Origin of the sequence: Noviherbaspirillum sp. (assembly GCF_035254865.1) — a bacterium.
Taxonomy (GTDB): Bacteria; Pseudomonadota; Gammaproteobacteria; order Burkholderiales; family Burkholderiaceae_D; genus Noviherbaspirillum.
Map to the genome: position 1 here is coordinate 45995 of NZ_DATFAF010000036.1, position 18863 is coordinate 64857.

General features: G+C 60.0%; 20 protein-coding genes and 1 riboswitch. Of the genes, 17 read left to right on the top strand and 3 right to left on the bottom strand.

Annotated elements, in window-relative coordinates:
• Positions 1-60 precede the first annotated feature (60 nt).
• From tyrS to ruvC, 8 genes are all read left to right on the top strand, one after another.
• Entirely contained in the window at positions 61-1263 is a 1203-nt protein-coding gene (gene tyrS, locus VJ651_RS09865; RefSeq protein WP_414691331.1) for a tyrosine--tRNA ligase, read from the top strand.
• Positions 1264-1269: 6 nt separating this feature from the next.
• Positions 1270-1725, top strand: a complete 456-nt coding sequence (gene dtd / locus VJ651_RS09870; RefSeq protein WP_324107290.1) for a D-aminoacyl-tRNA deacylase — start codon at positions 1270-1272, stop codon at positions 1723-1725.
• An 84-nt stretch (positions 1726-1809) separates the two neighbouring features.
• Positions 1810-2451 (top strand): YbhB/YbcL family Raf kinase inhibitor-like protein, encoded by a 642-nt coding sequence (locus VJ651_RS09875; protein ID WP_324107291.1) that lies wholly within the window; start codon positions 1810-1812, stop codon positions 2449-2451.
• Between the two features lie 26 nt (positions 2452-2477).
• Positions 2478-3128, top strand: a complete 651-nt coding sequence (locus tag VJ651_RS09880; RefSeq protein ID WP_324107292.1) for a histidine phosphatase family protein — start codon at positions 2478-2480, stop codon at positions 3126-3128.
• 123 nt (positions 3129-3251) lie between these two features.
• Complete coding sequence (dusB, locus tag VJ651_RS09885) at positions 3252-4268, top strand: tRNA dihydrouridine synthase DusB (protein ID WP_324107293.1); 1017 nt, start codon at positions 3252-3254, stop codon at positions 4266-4268.
• A 29-nt stretch (positions 4269-4297) separates the two neighbouring features.
• Complete coding sequence (locus tag VJ651_RS09890; protein WP_119740369.1) at positions 4298-4531, top strand: Fis family transcriptional regulator; 234 nt, start codon at positions 4298-4300, stop codon at positions 4529-4531.
• A gap of 79 nt (positions 4532-4610) precedes the next feature.
• Positions 4611-6188: a bifunctional phosphoribosylaminoimidazolecarboxamide formyltransferase/IMP cyclohydrolase gene (gene purH / locus VJ651_RS09895; RefSeq protein ID WP_324107294.1), complete on the top strand. Its 1578-nt coding sequence runs from the start codon at positions 4611-4613 to the stop codon at positions 6186-6188.
• A 43-nt stretch (positions 6189-6231) separates the two neighbouring features.
• Positions 6232-6774, top strand: coding sequence for a crossover junction endodeoxyribonuclease RuvC (ruvC, locus tag VJ651_RS09900; RefSeq protein ID WP_324107295.1), 543 nt, complete (start codon positions 6232-6234; stop codon positions 6772-6774).
• Here the strand turns inward: ruvC and VJ651_RS09905 are convergent.
• Positions 6771-7337 carry a hypothetical protein gene (locus VJ651_RS09905; protein ID WP_324107296.1) on the bottom strand — a complete coding sequence of 189 codons (567 nt, stop codon included), beginning with the start codon at positions 7335-7337 and terminating at the stop codon, positions 6771-6773. The genes ruvC and VJ651_RS09905 overlap by 4 nt on opposite strands.
• Positions 7338-7535: 198 nt before the next feature.
• Here VJ651_RS09905 and ruvA point away from each other — a divergent pair, with 198 nt between their 5' ends.
• From ruvA to VJ651_RS09925, 4 genes are all read left to right on the top strand, one after another.
• On the top strand, positions 7536-8114 hold the full coding sequence (gene ruvA, locus VJ651_RS09910; RefSeq protein WP_324107297.1) for a Holliday junction branch migration protein RuvA: 579 nt from the start codon (positions 7536-7538) through the stop codon (positions 8112-8114).
• 15 nt (positions 8115-8129) lie between these two features.
• Positions 8130-9185: a Holliday junction branch migration DNA helicase RuvB gene (gene ruvB / locus VJ651_RS09915; protein WP_324107298.1), complete on the top strand. Its 1056-nt coding sequence runs from the start codon at positions 8130-8132 to the stop codon at positions 9183-9185.
• 262 nt (positions 9186-9447) lie between these two features.
• A complete protein-coding gene (locus VJ651_RS09920; protein WP_324107299.1) occupies positions 9448-10266 on the top strand; it encodes a 2-keto-4-pentenoate hydratase in 819 nt (272 codons plus the stop codon).
• A 41-nt stretch (positions 10267-10307) separates the two neighbouring features.
• Positions 10308-10622 carry a multidrug efflux SMR transporter gene (locus VJ651_RS09925; RefSeq protein ID WP_324107300.1) on the top strand — a complete coding sequence of 105 codons (315 nt, stop codon included), beginning with the start codon at positions 10308-10310 and terminating at the stop codon, positions 10620-10622.
• 66 nt (positions 10623-10688) lie between these two features.
• Here the strand turns inward: VJ651_RS09925 and VJ651_RS09930 are convergent, their stop codons facing one another.
• The gene (locus tag VJ651_RS09930) at positions 10689-11138 is read right to left on the bottom strand and encodes a DUF2147 domain-containing protein (protein ID WP_136418810.1); all 450 of its coding nucleotides are present in this window, start codon (positions 11136-11138) and stop codon (positions 10689-10691) included.
• Between the two features lie 119 nt (positions 11139-11257).
• A complete protein-coding gene (locus VJ651_RS09935) occupies positions 11258-14068 on the bottom strand; it encodes a valine--tRNA ligase (protein WP_324107301.1) in 2811 nt (936 codons plus the stop codon).
• 121 nt (positions 14069-14189) lie between these two features.
• Positions 14190-14285, top strand: a riboswitch (TPP riboswitch).
• A gap of 52 nt (positions 14286-14337) precedes the next feature.
• Here VJ651_RS09935 and thiC point away from each other — a divergent pair.
• Genes thiC through thiE form a run of 5 tightly spaced genes read left to right on the top strand, consistent with a single transcriptional unit; the run spans position 14338 to position 18718 of the window.
• Positions 14338-16251, top strand: a complete 1914-nt coding sequence (gene thiC, locus VJ651_RS09940) for a phosphomethylpyrimidine synthase ThiC (protein WP_324107302.1) — start codon at positions 14338-14340, stop codon at positions 16249-16251.
• Positions 16248-16466, top strand: a complete 219-nt coding sequence (gene thiS, locus VJ651_RS09945) for a sulfur carrier protein ThiS (protein WP_324107303.1) — start codon at positions 16248-16250, stop codon at positions 16464-16466. Before thiC ends, thiS begins: the two co-directional genes overlap by 4 nt.
• A gap of 52 nt (positions 16467-16518) precedes the next feature.
• Complete coding sequence (locus tag VJ651_RS09950) at positions 16519-17322, top strand: thiazole synthase (RefSeq protein ID WP_414691332.1); 804 nt, start codon at positions 16519-16521, stop codon at positions 17320-17322.
• Positions 17319-18110: a hydroxymethylpyrimidine/phosphomethylpyrimidine kinase gene (locus VJ651_RS09955; protein ID WP_324107304.1), complete on the top strand. Its 792-nt coding sequence runs from the start codon at positions 17319-17321 to the stop codon at positions 18108-18110. The genes VJ651_RS09950 and VJ651_RS09955 overlap by 4 nt, the downstream gene beginning before the upstream one ends.
• On the top strand, positions 18107-18718 hold the full coding sequence (thiE, locus tag VJ651_RS09960) for a thiamine phosphate synthase (protein WP_324107305.1): 612 nt from the start codon (positions 18107-18109) through the stop codon (positions 18716-18718). The genes VJ651_RS09955 and thiE overlap by 4 nt, the downstream gene beginning before the upstream one ends.
• The last annotated feature ends 145 nt before the right edge of the window (positions 18719-18863 follow it).

The following is an 18863-nucleotide window of genomic DNA, read 5'->3' on the forward strand; positions in this document are numbered from 1 at the left end:
CAGCTCATGGACGTCTCCCAGAACTTGCAAAACAATAATGCCGCGCCTGACGCACTGCCAATGTCGGATTCCGTTCAGGAAGCCTTGGCCGTCGCCAAGCGCGGTGTCGATGAATTGTTGATCGAAACCGAATTTGCGCAAAAGCTTGCGCGCTCCGAAAAGACCGGAACACCTTTGCGCATCAAGCTCGGTCTCGATCCGACCGCGCCCGATTTGCATCTTGGACATACGGTCGTGCTCAACAAGATGCGGCAATTGCAAAACCTGGGCCATACGGTGATTTTTCTAATCGGCGATTTCACGTCGATGATCGGCGACCCGTCCGGCCGCAATGTCACACGTCCGCCGCTGACCCGCGAGCAGATTGAAGAAAACGCCAAAACCTACTTCGCTCAGGCGAGCCTGGTGCTTGATCCGGCGCGCACCGAGATCCGCTACAACTCCGAGTGGTCGGATCCGCTTGGCGCGCGCGGCATGATCCAGCTCGCTGCAAAATATACCGTGGCGCGTATTCTCGAACGCGAAGATTTTACAAAGCGTTTCAAAGCCGGCACGCCGATTTCCGTGCATGAACTGCTGTACCCGTTGATGCAAGGCTACGATTCGGTGGCGCTCAAGTCCGATCTGGAGCTCGGCGGCACGGATCAGAAATTCAATTTGCTGGTGGGCCGCGAACTGCAAAAGCATTACGGGCAGGAGCCACAGTGCATTCTGACCATGCCCTTGCTCGAAGGGCTCGACGGCGTCGAGAAAATGTCGAAGTCGAAAGGCAACTATGTCGGCATTACCGAACCGGCAAATACGATGTTCGGCAAGCTGATGAGCATTTCGGACACGATGATGTGGCGTTATTACGAGCTGTTGTCTTTCCGCTCGACAGCGGAAATCGAGCAGTTCAAGAAGGAAGTCGAAGGCGGCCGCAATCCTCGCGATCTCAAGGTCTTGTTCGCTCAGGAAATCGTCGCGCGCTTTCATTCGGCGAAAGCAGCAGAAGACGCGTTGGCGGACTTCAACAACCGTGCGCGCGGCGGCATCCCCGATGACATTCCCGAAGTCAGCTTGTCGGGTGCGCCGCTTGGCATCGGGCAATTGCTGAAGCAGGCCAATCTCTGTCCGTCGGCCTCGGAGGCCTTGCGCATGGTAGAGCAGGGCGGCGTGCGCATCGACGGCGCGACGATCAGCGACAAGGGGTTGAAGGTCGAGGCGGGAACCTTCGTGCTTCAGGTCGGGAAGCGCAAGTTTGCTCGCGTCACGCTGGCGTAGAACGGCATGATTGCACTGCTGCAGCGGGTTCTCGAGGCAAAAGTCACGGTGCAAGGCGAGACCGTCGGCGCAATCGGCAAGGGCTTGATGGTGCTGGTCTGCGCCGAGCGCAACGACAGCGAAAGGGAGGCCGATGCCCTGCTGGCCAAGCTGCTGTCTTACCGGGTATTTGCGGACGATGCGGGCAAGATGAATCGCAGCGTGGTGGACACGCAAGGCGGATTGCTGCTGGTGCCGCAATTCACGCTGGCGGCCGATACGCAATCGGGAACGCGGCCCTCGTTCACGCCGGCCGCGACACCGGATGAAGGCCGGCGCCTGTTCGATTTTTTTGCAGAACGGGCGCGTGCCAAGCATCCCTGCGTCGAAACAGGTCGGTTCGGCGCGCACATGCAGGTGTCTTTGACCAACGATGGTCCGGTGACATTCTGGCTGCAGATCAAACCGCCGGCGGTGTCATAAGGGACAATAGGAAAAACTCATTTCATCAATGAGTTCCAGCAGCATCACACACTATCCGTCAACCAATAATCACAGGAGGTCAAGATGAAACTCTGGAGCGAATCATTCAAGGATGGCGCCGCTATTCCCGGCGAATTCGCGTTTGGCGTCATTGATCCGGCAACGCATGTGACCCTGTCGGCCAACAGGAATCCACACCTGGCCTGGAGCGATCTTCCGGCAGGCACCAGATCGCTGGCGCTGATCTGCCACGACTATGACGTCCCGTCGCGTGGCGACGACGTAAACCAGGAAGGCAAGACGGTGCCGGCCGATCTGCCGCGTGTCGATTTTTTTCATTGGGTCTTGATCGATCTGCCGGCGAGCGTGTCGTCCATCGCGGCGGGGCAGTACAGCAATGAAGTGACGCCGCGCGGAAAGCCCGGGCCGGAGATCGGTGGCGGGCGCCCTGGTCGTCACGGCATCAACGATTACACCGGCTGGTTTGCCGGCGACAAGGATATGGCAGGCGATTATTTCGGCTATGACGGCCCTTGCCCGCCATGGAACGATTCGATCATGCACCACTATGTCTTCACCTTGTATGCGCTGGACGTCGAGCGCTTGCCGGTCGAGGGCAAGTTCAGCGGCCCGCAGGTACGCGACGCGATGCGCGGTCATATTCTTGGTGAAGCTAAAATAGCGGGCACTTATACGCTCAACCCGAAACTGGCGAAGGCCGGTTAGGCTCAGTAGAGGAATCCGGAGTTTTTGTGACAGAAATCTTGTTGATACGCCACGGAGAAACCGCGTGGAACGCCAGGAAACGCCTGCAGGGCCATCTCGATATTCCGCTCAATGCGGAAGGTGAACTGCAGGCGGCGGCGCTTGGCTATGCGCTGATGAGTGAACCGCTGGATGCCATCTTCTCCAGCGACCTGCAACGGGCACGGCAGACTGCAAAAGCGATCGCTGCGCCGCGCGGCATGACGGTCGCGCTGGATCCCGGTCTGCGCGAGCGGTGCTATGGCGCGTTCGAGGGCATGTTGTATGCCGAAATCGGAGCGCGCTATCCGGAAGCGTATACCGCCTGGCAGTCGCGCGACATCGACGCGCGTTTTCCGAAAGGCGTGCATGAGGCGGAGACCTTGCGCGAGTTTTCGCAGCGCGCGGTTGGCACCATCATCCGCATTGCGTCTCAGGGCCAGTATCGCAGGATTGCTCTGGTTGCCCACGGCGGCGTGCTCGAATGCGCGTATCGCGCCGCCCAGGACGTGGGATTCGAGCATGCACGCGACTTCGATATCTTCAATGCGAGTATCAATCGTTTCGTTTGGGACGGGAAAAAGCTGCAACTTTTGCGCTGGGGCGACGTAAGTCATCTCGAGACGCAACAGTCGCTGGATGAAATTGATCGGGAATAAGCAATTCGAGCGACAGCGTCGCTCTCACCTATATGTTGCGCTCAATCATTGGTATTGCCAATTTGATGGATGCTGCGGAGCGGCTAAAATAGCGGCTGGCATCTGCACCCACCTCTCAATTCCGTGAATATCGGTCCTCACTTCCTCCGAAACAATGTTTTCGTCGCTCCCATGGCTGGAGTGACGGATCGGCCTTTCCGTCAGCTGTGCAAGCAGCTGGGCGCCGGCTACGCGGTGTCGGAAATGGCGGCGTCGGATCCGCGCCTGTGGGACAGCGAGAAGACCGCGCGTCGCACGAATCACGATGGCGAGATGGAGCCGAAAGCAGTGCAGATTGCCGGTGCCGATCCGGTTGTACTCGCGACCTGCGCCAGGTTCAATGTCGATCGTGGGGCGCAAATCATCGACATCAACATGGGCTGCCCGGTCAAGAAAGTGTGCAGCAGCTGGTGCGGATCCGCCCTGTTGCAGAACGAGAAGCTGGTCGGCGAGATTCTCGATGCGGTGGTGGCGGCCGTCGACGTGCCTGTCACGCTGAAATTCCGCACCGGCTGGAATCGTCAGAACAAGAATGCGTTGACCATCGCGCGCATGGCGCAGGAAAGCGGCATCGCGATGCTGACCCTGCATGGCCGGACACGCGCTGACGGTTACGGCGGCGAGGCGGAGTATGAAACGATTGCAGCGGTGAAGGCCGCGGTATCGATTCCGGTGGTGGCCAATGGCGATATCACCTCACCGGAGAAAGCCCGCCATGTGCTGAATGTGACGGGGGCCGATGCGGTGATGATCGGCCGCGCCGCGCAAGGGCGGCCTTGGATTTTCCGCGAGATCGATCACTTCCTGCGTACCGGACAATACCTGCCGCCTCCACTGGTTGCGGAAGTGCGCGCATTGATGAATGAGCATTTGCAGGCGCATTACGCGTTTTATGGCGAGTACATGGGCTTGCGCACCGCGCGCAAGCATATCGGTTGGTATGTGCGCGATTTGTCTGGCGGCGAAGCGTTCCGGCAGCAGATGAACCGGCTCGAAAGCTGCGAAGAACAACTCGCAGCCGTTGATGCATTTTTCGAATCCCAGGCGGCCTTCGGCGACCGGTTACAATACGGCCTTGCCGAGCAAAAGCTGGCCGCATAAAAATATAAAAATTACAATACTTTACTTCCATGAGCAAAGACAACATCCAGGACGTCGTCAAGAAAAGTCTTGAGAAATACTTCAAGGATCTGGGCGAACAGCAGCCGTCAAATGTCTATGAAATGGTGGTCTTTACCGTGGAAAAGCCGATTCTCGAAGCGGTGATGGAGCGTGCTGACGGCAATCAATCGCTGGCCGCCGAAATGCTGGGCATTAATCGCAATACATTGCGAAAGAAACTGCAGCAACACGGATTGCTGTGATCCATAACGTAAAGGCAGTCAGTCGGCGCAGGCCGGCGGCACCGTTTTTACGTTATCAATCACTTCCTGCGCGTTCATCATGATCAAACAAGCTCTTATTTCGGTCTCCGACAAGACCGGCGTCCTCGACTTTGCGAAGGCATTGTCTGCCATGGGCGTGAACATCCTGTCCACCGGCGGCACGGCGAAACTGCTGGCCGATAACGGCGTGAAGGTGACCGAGGTTGCGGATTACACCGGCTTTCCCGAAATGCTCGATGGCCGCGTGAAGACGCTGCATCCCAAAGTGCATGGCGGCATCCTGGCGCGTCGCGATCTGCCGGAGCACGTGGCGGCGTTGCAGAAGCATGGCATTCCGACCATCGACATGGTGGTAGTGAACCTGTATCCGTTCCAGCAAACGGTCGCCAAGGACCAGTGCACGCTGGAAGATGCCATTGAAAACATCGATATCGGCGGCCCGACCATGCTGCGCTCGTCGGCCAAGAATCACAAGGACGTCGTGGTGGTCTGCGATCCGGCCGACTACGGCCGCGTGCTGGACGAGATGAAGGCGAACAAGGGCGAAGTCGGTTACGACACCAAATTCGCCCTGGCGAAAAAAGTGTTCGCGCACACCGCGCAGTACGATGGCGCGATTACCAATTACCTGACTGCGTTGGGCGAAGACAAGCAGCACGCGACGCGCAGCGCCTATCCGCAAACGCTCAACTTGCATTTCGAAAAAGTGCAGGAAATGCGTTACGGCGAGAACCCGCATCAGTCCGCGGCGTTTTACCGCGACATTGCACCTGTGGCCGGTGCGCTCGCGAACTACAAGCAGTTGCAGGGCAAGGAACTGTCCTACAACAACATCGCCGACGCGGATGCGGCATGGGAATGCGTGAAGACCTTCGAGGCATCCGGCAACAGCGCGGCATGCGTGATCGTCAAGCACGCCAATCCCTGCGGCGTCGCGATCGGCGCCGATCCGCTGGAAGCCTATACCAAGGCATTCCAGACCGATCCGACCTCGGCCTTCGGCGGCATCATCGCCTTCAACCGCGAACTCGACGGCAAGGCCGCCGAGGCAGTCTCCAAGCAGTTTGTCGAAGTGCTGATCGCGCCGTCGTTCACTGCGGAAGCGAGGCAGATTTTCGCGCCGAAGCAGAACGTGCGCCTGCTTGAAATTCCGCTTGACCGCGTCGTCAATACCTACGACTGCAAGCGCGTCGGCGGCGGCTTGCTGATCCAGTCGCCCGATGCCAAGAACGTTGTCGTCGCTGAGCTGAAAGTGGTGACCAAGAAGCAGCCGACGCCGCAGCAGATGCAGGACCTGATGTTCGCGTGGCGCGTTGCCAAGTTCGTGAAGTCGAATGCCATTGTATTCTGCGGTAATGGCATGACGCTGGGCGTGGGTGCAGGCCAGATGAGCCGTGTCGATTCCGCGCGCATCGCGTCGATCAAGGCGCAGAATGCCGGCTTGTCCTTGAGCGGTTCCGCCGTGGCTTCGGACGCCTTCTTCCCGTTCCGCGACGGTCTCGACGTGGTGGTCGATGCCGGCGCAACCAGCGTGATTCATCCGGGTGGTTCGATGCGCGATCAGGAAGTGATCGACGCAGCCGACGAGCGCGGCGTGGTGATGCTGTTCACCGGGACGCGTCATTTCCGTCATTGAACTCTTTGAGAGCCGTTCCCGCGCAAGCGGGAATGGCTAATGCATGAAAATCCTCGGCATCGACCCCGGCCTGCGCACCACCGGTTTCGGCGTGATCAGCAAGCAGGGCAGCAAGCTCGGCTATATTGCTTCCGGCACCATCAAGACGCCCGATGCGGACCTGCCGCAGCGACTGAAGACCATCCTCAGCGGCGTTTCGGAAATCATTCGCACCTACGCCCCCGATTGTGCGGCGATTGAAAAGGTGTTCGTCAACGTCAATCCGCAATCGACACTATTGCTCGGCCAGGCGCGCGGCGCGGCGATTTGTGCGCTGGTGAGCGCGGACCTGGCAGTAGCGGAATATACGGCTTTGCAAATCAAGCAGGCAGTCGTCGGCCATGGCAAGGCGCAGAAGCAGCAGGTGCAGGATATGGTGCAACGTCTGCTGATGTTGTCCGGCATGCCCAGCACCGACGCGGCGGACGCATTGGGCGTGGCCATCTGCCACGCGCACAGCGGCGAGGCCTTGTCCACGCTTGGCGGCCTGGCACCGGCGCTCGCGAAGAAGGGATTGCGCGTGCGGCGCGGGCGTCTGGTTGGCTAAAAATGTTTTTCCGCTTTGCGCGCGGCGATTTCAAACCGGTTGTGCCAGTATGCATCGCGTCCACGCATGAATGCCCAGATGCTGGACGCCAGATAGGCAAACGGAAAAAACGGCCCCCAGCGCGAGGCTTGCCGGACATGCGTGAGCTTGTGGACGAGTACGCGCGATGACAAACCCCGGCGTTCCGCGATCACGACGTGGCCGAGCGCCATCGCGTTCATAGGGCCGAACGGATGGCGGTTGAGAATCCAGTCGGCGATCGGGCCACGTGCCAGCAGCGTGATGGTGTGGCCGCGTACCAGTTGAAGATGACCGCGAAACAGGACCACCGGCAGGCCGACCAACAGCCCGAACAAGGTCAGCGGTGCGGCCCAGATCATGCCGAGCACCGTCGCTGCCCAGAACAGGGGAAGTCTGAGCGGATGACTGTGAAGCAGGCGTTGTAGCCGCAAGCGCATCTGTCGTTTCAAGAATCGCCTCAAATCGCCCGCGAGCGTCGCCCTGCGCTTGAAGACGAAAGACGATGTCGCGGATTCTGCAATGTCGGTTGGAGCCTTTTCCATGGAAAAAAATCCTTGCCTCGCGAATAGTCCCGGTCCAAGGGGAAATACGCCGTGGGTGATGTGGGACAGCGATCAATGTCCTGTATGATTCATCTGACAGGGTCTTGAAGAAACTCTCGTCTGCAATGTGCCGCGGCGAGGGTCTCGGATCCTCCGCAATTGCCAACAAGCTGCCAATTTTTCACTACGCTATTTGCCATGATAGGACGCATTTCCGGAACTCTGCTTGAGAAAAATCCGCCCCAATTGCTGGTTGACTGCGGTGGCGTCGGCTATGAAATCGATGTGCCGATGAGTACCTTTTACAACTTGCCGGCGATGGGTGAAAAGGTGGTGTTGCTGACGCATATGGCGGTGCGCGAGGATGCGCATCTGTTGTACGGTTTCGGCACCGCGGAAGAACGCAACGTGTTCAAGCAACTGATCAAGATTTCCGGTGTGGGCGCGCGTACAGCCTTGTCGATCCTGTCAGGCATGTCGGTGGCCGATCTGTCGCAGGCAATCACGCTGCAGGAGGCCGGGCGGTTGACCAGGATCCCGGGCATCGGCAAGAAGACCGCCGAGCGACTGCTGCTGGAACTCAAGGGCAAACTCGGCGCCGACCTTGGGGCAGTGAGCGGCGTCATGCAGCACGACGCGGCCTCGGACGTCCTCAATGCGTTGATCGCGCTTGGCTATTCGGACAAGGAAGCAATGCTGGCCTTGAAGCAGGTGCCGGCGGGAACCGGCGTTTCGGAGGGCATCAAGCTCGCGCTGAAGGCACTGTCCAAGGCATGATGAAGGAATGGCTTTATGAGTATCCAGACTGACAATTTCACCGAACAGCGGATCATTTCCGCCACGCCGGCCTCGAGCAACGAGGAGGCGATCGAGCGTGCGTTGCGTCCGAAACAGCTGGACGAGTATGTGGGGCAGGAAAAGATTCACGCGCAACTGGAGATTTTCATCACCGCGGCGCGGCAGCGCCGCGAAGCGCTGGATCATACCTTGCTGTTCGGCCCGCCTGGGCTCGGCAAGACCACGCTGGCGCACATCATCGCGCGCGAGATGGGTGTCAATCTGCGCCAGACTTCCGGCCCGGTACTGGAACGCGCCGGCGACCTGGCTGCCTTGCTGACCAACCTCGAGCCGAATGACGTGTTGTTCATCGACGAAATTCATCGTCTGTCGCCGGTGGTCGAGGAAATCCTGTATCCGGCGCTGGAAGATTATCAGATCGACATCATGATCGGCGAGGGGCCGGCGGCTCGCTCGGTGCGCCTGGACCTGCAGCCTTTCACGCTGGTGGGCGCGACCACGCGGGCCGGCATGCTGACCAATCCCTTGCGCGACCGCTTCGGCATCGTCGCACGGCTGGAGTTCTATACGCCGGCGGAACTTGCGAAGATCGTGACGCGCAGCGCGTCCCTGCTCAACGCGATGATCGTGGATGAGGGGGCATTGGAAATCGCCAAGCGCAGCCGCGGCACGCCGCGTATCGCCAACCGCTTGCTGCGCCGTGTGCGCGACTACGCGGAGGTGAAGGGCAACGGCGAGATTACCAAGGCGATGGCCGATGCAGCGCTGAAGATGCTGGATGTCGATCCGGTCGGTTTCGACGTGATGGACCGCAAGCTGCTGGAAGCGGTGTTGTTCAAGTTCAATGGCGGTCCCGTGGGGCTGGACAATCTGGCGGCCGCAATCGGCGAAGAGCGCGACACCATCGAGGATGTGCTGGAACCCTACCTGATTCAGCAAGGTTATTTACAGCGCACTCCGCGCGGCAGAATTGCAACACCGACGGCGTATACCCACTTCGGCGTAACCGCGCCGCGTGCCCAGAACGGCGATTTGTGGGAGCAGCATTAGGCTGTCCGCGAGTGCAGCGGATTTTGCGGGAACCTTTTTCCCTAGTTGTCTGCCTGACATCCGTAGAAATACGGTAGTGAATCCGACTTCTTAAGCAAACTGCAAAGATGCCCCTATAATGTTCGTTTTCGCACGGGCGCACTTTTTTGCTTGACCAAACGCAATCCTGCGGAATGGTAGCCGCGTAAAGTGTCGAGGGCAGCGCTGAAAGCGCAGAGCAAGTGATCCCCTGCGCACACTTCATTTCCGATCGAGTCCCGCCATGCTGATGTCCACCCAAGCCAACCGCTTTGCGCACCAACTGCTCAACGCGCGTGCCAAGGCACAGCTGATTCCGCCGCTCTCGACCACCAGTACGCTGTCGCTGGGCGATAGCTACGACATCGTCAAGAGCCTGATCGATATCCGTACCGCTCAGGGCGAAACCATGATTGGCCGCAAGATCGGTTTTACCAATCGCAAGATCTGGTCAAAATACGGCGTCAACGCGCCGATCTGGACCCCGGTATTCGATTCGACGGTCCGTTACACGGAAGACAACCGCGGCATCCAGAGTTTGCAGGGCGCCTTGCAGCCGCGCATCGGACCGGAGCTGGTCTTCCGGCTCGGGAAAACGCCGGCAGCCGAGGCAACCATCGAGGAACTGGCGGAATGCATCGAATGGATGGCGCATGCCTTCGAAATCGTGGTGTGTCCTTTCCCTGGCTGGAAGTTTGAAATGGTGGATTCGATCGCCGCATTCGGCCTGCACGGATCCCTGATCATCGGCGAGCCGAAGGTCTTGTCCGCCGCCAGCCGGCGCAACCTCGGCAATGTCCTCGCCCATGCCAGCCTGTCGTTGTCATGTGGTGACGAGCTGCGTTCGGCCGGATTCGGCAGCGATGTGCTCGGCAGTCCGCTGCACGCCTTGTGGCACTTGCATGGGGTGCTCAGGACGCAGCCGCAGTTTCCGCCCTTGTCGGCGGGTGAAATCATTACCACTGGCACCTGGACCGACGTGTGCCCGATCAAACCAGGCGAAACCTGGACTTCGGCATTTTCCGGCGTTAGCTTGCCGGGACTGACCGTGTCTTTCGTCTGACGCGCGCGGATCAATTCATCGCTACGGCAGGGGGATTCGACTTGGCCTGGACTGTTCTGTTTATCGCCGGTTTGCTCGAAATTGTCTGGGTTATCCTGTTCAAGCAGTCGGAAGGCTATACCCGCTGGGGTTATGCGCTTGCCGGGCTGGGCGTGTCGGTGGTCAGCTTTGCCATGGTGGGCTGGACCTTGAAGACCTTGCCGGTCGGGACGGCGTATGCGGTGTGGACCGGAATGGGTGCCGCTGGAGCGGCGTTTGTCGGCATCCTCTTGTTCAACGAGCCGGCGACGGCCGTGCGACTGGCCTGCGTTGCCTTGATCCTGATCGGCATCATCGGTTTGAAGCTGACCCATTGAGCGCCCCGGGGCTCTAAATACAAAAGGCGCCTGCGTGGCGCCTTTTTTAGTTCGGATTTTGCGATGTTATTCGGCGCGAATCCAGGTCTGAGTACGGCCAAGCAGCGGCACGCCGATATATCCGCGCACATCAAGCTTCTTGCCGCCGTCGATGACGGACATCTTGCTCCGGTAGACCTTGCCGTTCGCAGGATCGAGGATCTGGCCGCCATTGTATTCGTCGCCGTCCTTCTTCATCCCGGTGATGATCGTCATGCCGAGGATAGGCTGGTCCTTCAGCGAGCCCTCGCATTTGTCGCATTTCGGGTTCTGCTCTTCACCTGCTTCGCGGAACAGCTTCTCGATCTTGCCGCGCAATTCGCCGTTGCTTTCGCTGATGCGAACCAGGGATTTCGGTTTGCCGGTTTCGTCATCGATGGTTTTCCATACGCCGACCGCTGTGGCTTGCTGCGCCCATGCGCCGGAAGCAGCGAGGGTAGCCGCTGCCAGGCTGAAAGTGACTAATCGTCGAATCATCTTTTTGTCTCCTAGGATTGAATGGCACCGCGGCCTGAATTGCCGTCCTCAGGCCGTGAAAACGTTACTGCTCTGTTCACGCGAGCGCGAACAGAGCAGAAGTTTGGCGCGACTAATCGTTACTTCTTTTGCAATATATCAAATTGCTCGCGCAGTTTTTGGAGTGTGGCTCCGAAAGTCAAGAGACGATCTTTCTCTTGAGCAACGACCTGCGCGGGAGCACGGGCAACGAAGCTTTCATTGCCGAGTTTGGCGTTGGCTTTGGCAATTTCACCTTCGAGGCGGGTGATTTCCTTGGAGAGACGCTCGCGCTCGGCGGCGATGTCGATTTCGACTTTCAACATCAGCTTGGCCGTGCCGACGATGGAGACCGGCGCCGGTGACTCCGGCAGAGTGTCGACGACTTGCACGTCGGCCAGTTTTGCCAGAGCTTGCAGATAGGGTGCAAACGACTTCAGTTGTTCCTGGTCGGCGGATGCCGCTTCGATGATCAGCGGTACGCGCTGCGCAGGCGACAACTGCATCTCGCCGCGCAGGTTGCGGCAGGCATCGGTCATCGATTTCAGTTGCGCCATCCACGCCTCGGCCTGCTCGTCGACCTTGTCGAGGTTGGGCTGCGGATAGGGCTGCAACATGATCGAATCAACCGCCGGATCTATCTCGCGTCCGGTCAGCGGCGCGACGGTCTGCCACAACTGCTCGGTGATGAAGGGGATGACCGGATGCGCGAGGCGCAGCACCGTCTCCAGCACGCGCAGCAAAGTGCGGCGCGTGGCGCGTTGCTGCGCTTCCGTGCCGTTCTGGATCTGCACCTTGGCGACCTCGAGGTACCAGTCGCAGTATTCATCCCAGACGAACTTGTAGATCGCTGAGGCGATGTTGTCGAAGCGGTAGTCGGCGTAGCCTTTTTCGACTTCGGCTTCGGTGCGCTGCAGGATCGATACGATCCAGCGGTCGGCCTGCGAAAAATCGCGGTCTGGTCCGCAGGTGGCGGCATCGAAACCGCAATCCTTGCCTTCGGTGTTCATCAGCACGAAGCGGGTCGCATTCCACAGCTTGTTGCAGAAGTTGCGATAGCCTTCGCAGCGGTTGAGGTCGAAGTTGATGTTGCGGCCGAGCGAGGCGTAGCTCGCCATGGTGAAGCGCAATGCATCGGTGCCGAAGGCCGCAATGCCGTTCGGGAATTCCTTGCGCGTGGCTTTGGCGATGCTTTCCGCCTGCTTCGGATTCATCAGGCCGGTGGTGCGCTTGGCGACCAGCGATTCGACGTCGATGCCGTCGATCAGGTCGATCGGGTCGAGCGTGTTGCCCTTGGACTTGGACATCTTCTGGCCGCTGGCGTCGCGCACCAGGCCGTGCACGTAGACCTTCTCGAAAGGCACCTTGCCGGTGAAGTGCGTGGTCATCATGACCATGCGCGCCACCCAGAAGAAGATGATGTCAAAGCCCGTCACCAGCACGGAGGAGGGCAGGAACATCTTGTAGTCCGGCGTTTCCTCTGGCCAGCCCAGCGAGGAGAAAGGTACCAGCGCAGACGAGAACCAGGTGTCGAGCACGTCGCTCTCGCGCGTCAGCGCCTTGCCTCCAGCTTGCGCCTTCGCTTCTTCCTCATTGCGCGCAACGTAAATCTTGCCGTCGTCGTCATACCACGCCGGGATCTGGTGGCCCCACCAGAGCTGGCGCGAAATGCACCAGTCCTGGATGTTGTTGAGCCACTGATTGTAAGTGGTGGTCCAGTTTTCCGGGATGAACTTGATCGAGCCTTCCGCGACTTTCTCCAGCGCGACTTCGGCAATCGACTTGCCGGGGAAGTGCGTGCCTTCGGGCGCCGGCTTGCTCATTGCGACGAACCACTGGTCGGTCAGCATCGGTTCGATCACCACGCCGGTGCGGTCGCCGCGCGGCACCATCAGCTTGTGCGGCTTGACCGATTCGAGCAGGCCGAGCGCTTCGAGATCGGCGACGATCTGCTTGCGCGCATCGTAGCGATCCATGCCCTGATACTTCGCCGGTGCGTTTTCGTTGATCTTCGCATCCAGCGTCATGATGCTGATCTGCGCGAGATGGTGGCGCTGGCCGATCGCGTAGTCGTTGAAGTCGTGTGCCGGGGTGATCTTCACGCAGCCGGTGCCGAATTCCTTGTCCACATACTCATCCGTGATGATCGGGATTTCTCGGTCGGTGAGCGGCAGCTTGAGCAGCTTGCCGACCAGGTGCGTGTAGCGTTCGTCGGCCGGATCGACGGCGACGGCAACGTCGCCCAGCATGGTTTCCGGGCGAGTGGTGGCCACCGTGATGTGGCCGCCGCCATCCGCGAGCGGATAGCGGATATGCCACATGTTGCCGTCTTCTTCCTCCGACACCACTTCGAGATCGGACACGGCGGTGTGCAATTTCGGATCCCAGTTGACGAGGCGCTTGCCGCGGTAGATCAGGCCCTGCTCGTACAGGCGCACGAACACTTCGGTGACGGCCTTGGACATCTTTTCGTCCATGGTGAAGTATTCGCGTGTCCAGTCGGTCGAAGCGCCGAGACGGCGCATCTGGCCGGTGATGGTGGAGCCGGATTTTTCCTTCCACTCCCACACTTTTTCCAGGAATTTTTCGCGGCCGAGGTCATGGCGGGAAATCTTTTGCGCGTCGAGCTGGCGTTCCACCACGATCTGGGTCGCGATGCCGGCGTGGTCGGTGCCGGGAATCCAGGCGGTGTTGAAGCCGCGCATGCGGTAATAGCGGGTCAGGCCGTCCATCACGGTCTGATTGAACGCGTGGCCCATGTGCAGCGTGCCGGTCACGTTGGGCGGCGGCAACTGGATGCTGAACGAGGGTTTGTCGGCATGGGTGCTTGCAGTGTAGTAACCGCGCTTTTCCCACTCGTTACGCCAGTGTTTCTCGATGTCGGCGGGCTCGAAAGACTTTGCTAATTCCATGATTTGATTTGTGTTTCTGCGAAACCATCCATTATAAGGGACATGGTGGATTTGCCTCGGACTTTGGCGCCTGTTGGCGTATAATTCGCGCATTATCCATTCGGAGCGATTGCTCCGGACGGTGTAACGCTAGGGGTCCTGGCCAAGCGGCCGGGTGAGAAACACCCTCGAACCTGATCTGGGTAATGCCAGCGAAGGGAAGCATCCGGAAAGTCAGTCCCTCCTTTTTCCGCCGCTCCTTCGCTTTACCGTCTTAGCAAAGGAGCATCATGAACGCCAATCCCCAATTCCTCGCCGCCACCGCCAAGGTGGACGAAGCGGCAATCCAGCCGCTACCGAATTCCCGCAAGATCTACGTCGAAGGTTCGCGTCCCGACATCCGCGTGCCGATGCGCGAAATCAGCCAGTCCGATACGCCGGCCTCGATGGGTGCGGAAAAGAATCCGCCGATCTACGTCTACGACACCTCGGGCCCGTACACCGATCCGAGCATCAAGATCGACATCCGTTCCGGCTTGCCGGCCTTGCGCGCGGGCTGGATCGCCGAACGCGGCGATACCGAGGAACTGGCCGGCCCTTCTTCGCAGTACGGGGTCGAGCGTCTGAACGATCCGAAGCTGACCGAGCTGCGCTTCGACCTGCATCGCAAGCCGCGCCGCGCCTTGTCCGGCAAGAATGTGACGCAGATGCACTACGCGCGCGCCGGCATCATCACGCCGGAAATGGAATACATTGCGATCCGCGAAAATCTGCGCCGCAAGGAATACCTTGAGGGCCTGAAAACTTCCGGTCCGATGGGGCAGAAGCTGGCCGACCTGATGGGCCGGCAGCATCCGGGGCAGTCCTTCGGCGCCGCGATTCCTGCCGAGATCACGCCGGAATTCGTGCGCTCCGAAATCGCCTGCGGCCGCGCCATCATTCCCGCCAACATCAACCATCCGGAAAGCGAGCCGATGATCATCGGGCGCAATTTCCTGGTGAAGATCAATGCCAACATCGGCAATTCCGCCGTCACTTCATCCATTGGCGAAGAAGTCGAGAAGATGACCTGGGCGATCCGCTGGGGCGGCGATACCGTGATGGACCTGTCCACAGGCAAGCACATCCATGAAACGCGCGAATGGATCATCCGCAATTCGCCGGTGCCGATCGGCACCGTGCCGATCTACCAGGCACTGGAAAAGGTCAACGGCAAGGCCGAAGACCTGACCTGGGAGATTTTCCGCGACACGCTGATCGAGCAAGCCGAGCAGGGCGTCGACTACTTCACCATCCACGCCGGCGTGCGCCTGCAATACGTGCCGCTGACCGCCAAGCGCCTGACCGGCATCGTCTCGCGCGGCGGCTCCATCATGGCAAAGTGGTGCCTCGCGCATCACAAGGAATCCTTCCTGTACACGCACTTCGAAGACATCTGCGAAATCATGAAGGCATACGATGTGTCGTTCTCGCTGGGCGACGGTTTGCGCCCCGGTTCGATCTTCGACGCCAACGACGAAGCGCAACTGGGCGAACTGAAGACGCTGGGCGAGCTGACGCAGATCGCATGGAAGCATGACGTGCAGGTAATGATCGAAGGCCCCGGCCATGTGCCGATGCAGCTGATCAAGGAAAACATGGAGCTGGAGCTGAAGGACTGCCACGAAGCGCCGTTCTACACGCTCGGCCCGTTGACGACGGACATCGCGCCCGGCTACGACCACATCACCTCCGGCATCGGCGCCGCGATGATCGGCTGGTTCGGCACCGCGATGCTGTGCTACGTCACGCCGAAGGAACATCTCGGCCTGCCGAACAAGGCCGACGTGAAGGAAGGCATCATCACCTACAAGCTGGCTGCGCATGCCGCCGATCTCGCCAAGGGCCATCCGGGTGCGCAGATCCGCGACAACGCCCTGTCCAAGGCGCGCTTCGAATTCCGCTGGGAAGACCAGTTCAATCTCGGTCTCGATCCGGACAAGGCGCGCGACTTCCACGACGAAACGCTGCCGAAGGATTCCGCCAAGGTGGCGCATTTCTGCTCGATGTGCGGCCCCCACTTCTGCTCGATGAAGATCACGCAGGACGTGCGCGACTTCGCTGCTTCGCAAGGCGTGTCCGACGAGGAAGCGCTGAAGAAGGGGATGGAGGAAAAGGCGGTGGAATTCGTGAAGACCGGCGCGGAACTCTATCGCAAGCAATGACGGGCCAACTGCGTATGGAAATCGAACTGAACGGAACGCTGCATCCGATCACCGAAAACCTGAATGTGCAGGACTTGATCGCCTCGCTCGACTTGACGAGCAAGTCGCTGGCGGTGGCGATCAATCGCGAGGTGGTGCCGCGCCATATGTGGGCGCAACGGGTGTTGCAGCCGAGCGATCGGGTGGACATCGTGCGCGCCATCGGCGGCGGTTAAGCTGTATGGAAATTTCTCCCCTGGCAGGGGAGGAAGCGGAAACGGAGCGCTTATGCAAACACATCAAGACATGAATCAAGACCAGCCCCTCACCATTGCCGGCAAAGCTTACCGCTCGTGCCTGCTGGTCGGCAGCGGCAAGTACCGCGATCTCGAGGAAACCCGCGCTGCGACGGAAGCCAGCGGCGCCGAAATCATCACCGTGGCGATTCGCCGCGTGAACATCGGTCAGGACCCGAACGCACCCAACCTGCTCGACGTGGTGCCGCCGTCGAAGTACACCATCCTGCCTAACACCGCGGGCTGCTATACCGCGAAGGATGCGGTGTACACCTTGCAGCTTGCGCGCGAACTTCTCAACGGGCACAAGCTGGTCAAGCTCGAAGTGCTGGGCGACCAGAAGACTCTGTTCCCCAACATGCCGGAAACGCTGAAGGCGGCGGAGACGCTGGTGAAGGATGGTTTCGACGTGATGGTGTACTGCAGCGACGACCCGATCCAGGCCCGCATGCTGGAGGAAATCGGCTGCGTGGCGGTGATGCCGCTGGCCTCGCTGATCGGCTCCGGCATGGGGATCCTCAATCCGTGGAACCTGTCGCTGATCATCGAACAATCGAAGGTGCCGGTGCTGGTCGATGCCGGCGTCGGCACGGCGTCGGATGCAGCCATTGCCATGGAGTTGGGCTGCGATGGCGTGCTGATGAATACCGCGATTGCAGGTGCACGCGATCCGATCCGCATGGCGCGCGCAATGAAGCTGGCCGTCGAGGCCGGACGTGAAGCGTATCTGGCCGGCCGCATTCCGAAGAAATTTGCCGCTTCACCTTCGTCGCCGATGGAGGGGCGCGCAACATGATTCGCCCCAGCGTCCTGGTTTTCGCCGGTTCGGATCCGAGCGGCGGCGCGGGACTGCAGGCGGACATACTTGCGATTTCCGCGCTCGGTGCGCATCCCTTGTCCGCGATTACTGCATTGACGGTGCAGGACAACGACCATGTGTTCAATGTCCATCCGGTCCCTGCCGGTCTGGTGCAGCAGCAGGCACACGCATTGATCAGCAAGATGGACATCGCCGCCGTCAAGATCGGCATCGTCGGCAATCGCGCCAACGCGGATGCGATTGCCGACACCATTTTGCTGATGAAGCAGCGCAGCCCCAATCTGCATGTGGTGCTCGACCCGGTGCTGGCTAGCGGTCATGGCGACAGCCTGTCGCAGGACAATCCGGTGCAGGCGATCGCGTCCCTGCTGCCGCTGGCAACGCTCGTCACGCCGAATCTGCCGGAGGCGTCGGCCTTGTGCGGCGGCGACCGGCGGCTCGATACGCAAGTCGAGACCCTGTTGAGCTATTGTCCGAACGTGCTGATCAAGGGCGGCCATGACAGCGGGCCGGATGTGGTGAACCGCTGGTTCACCAATGGCAATCAGTGCACATGGACCTGGCCGCGACTGGAAGGCAGTTTTCACGGCACCGGTTGCACGCTGGCGTCGGCTATCGCCGCGCTGCTTGCGCGCGGCAAGCCCATGGTGGAGGCGATTGAAGAGGCGCAGGCCTATTGCCATCAGGCCTTGCAGTCGGCCTATGTGATTGCGGATGGGCAGCGCATTCCGAATCGCTTCGTATCGCTGGAGGAGGGAAAATGAAAGGTTTGTATCTGGTTACCCCTGACTGGGACGACACGCAGAAACTGCTGGACGTCACCGAGGCAGGTCTGCGCGGAGGCGCGGCGCTGGTGCAATACAGGCACAAGACGGCAAGCGCGCAATTGCGCAGGGAGCAGGCAGCGGCCTTGCAGGCGCTGTGCCGCAATTTCGGGCGGCCGTTCATCGTGAATGATTTCGTCGATCTGTGCATGGAGCTGGACGCGGATGGCATTCACGTCGGCGGAACCGATGCGCCCATCGCGCAAGTGCGCGCCGCAGTCGGTCCGGACAAGATTGTCGGCGCCTCCTGCTATGGCAGCCTGCAACTGGCGCGCGACGCGCAGCAGGCCGGTGCAAGCTATGTGGCTTTCGGCGGCTTCTATCCATCGCGGGTGAAGAAATACGAAGTCTCGACCTCTCACGATATCCTCGCGCAGGCCAGGGCGGAAGTGCCGGTGCCGAATGTCGTGATCGGCGGCATGACGCCGGAAAATGCCGAGACGCTGGTCGCGCACGGAGCGCACATGGTTGCCGCGATCAGCAGCGTCTACATGGTCGACGACCCCGAGGCGGCAGCGCGCCGATTCGTGAATCTATTCAAATCCTGATTGCAGTCGATGACGGCGGGCGCAAGGCGCCCGCCTCGCCGATTACTTCAAGGCTTCCAGCGCCGCCACCAACTTGTCCAGCTCGGCGGGCGTGTTGTACAAATGCGGAGTGACGCGCACCACGCGCTCGCCATTGACGATCGGC